We start from the raw sequence: 887 nt of genomic DNA, 5'->3' as shown, positions 1-887 counted from the left end.
CGCAGGCTCATTCTTCAAAAGGCACGCCATCACCCCTGCACAACCCCGAAAGGTTAGGAGGCTCTGACGGATTGTAGGCACACGGTTTCAGGTACTATTTCACTCCCCTCCCGGGGTACTTTTCACCTTTCCCTCACGGTACTGGTCCGCTATCGGTCATCAGGGAGTATTTAGGCTTACCAAGTGGTCTTGGCAGATTCACACGAGATTTCACGGGCCCCGTGCTACTCGGGACAACCCCCACCAGGCCGCATCATTTCGCCTACGGGACTCCCACCCTCTACGGTCCGGTATTCAACCCGGTTCGGCTATCACACGGCTTTATCACTAGTCGAGAGACTGTCAGATCCCTCCAGGGGCTCCCACTACCCCGCACACGCAACGTCTGACAACTTGACACGCGCACGGTTTAACCTCATCCGCTTTCGCTCACCACTACTCACAGAATATCTCTTCCTGCCGGTACTGAGATGTTTCACTTCCCGGCGTTCCCCCCTACACCCTATGAATTCAAGTGCAGGTACCCTCACACAACTGAGAGTAGGTTCCCCCATTCGGAAACCCTCGGATCACAGCTCGTCTGCCAGCTCCCCGAGGCTTATCGCAGGCTACAACGTCCTTCGTCGGCTCCTGATGCCAAGGCATCCACCCTGTGCCCTAAAAAACTTCAACAACACTACGCAGAACACACAGCAACCCCCACAACAGGGAGTCTCTGCATGTCCAGAGATGCTCGCGTCCACTATACAGTTCTCAAGCAACGAACGAACCCACCAACACACACAGGCGACCAACCCCGACCCCAGCCCCCAGGACCCGAAGGAACAACCCTCGAACCCGAGAACCACGACCGTGGCGGTATCGCTCGTGCCGGTGACCCGAACCAT

Annotated in this window: 1 rRNA gene; it reads right to left on the bottom strand. The window is 56.7% G+C overall.

Annotated elements, in window-relative coordinates:
- Window positions 1–672 (bottom strand): 23S ribosomal RNA (locus ACYVK5_RS25780); the annotation flags it as partial.
- Window positions 673–887: the final 215 nt, after the last annotated feature.

This window comes from Myceligenerans halotolerans, from assembly GCF_054782975.1.
Note: the sequence above shows the minus strand (reverse complement) of the source record. Positions and strands in the feature narration are given on the sequence as shown.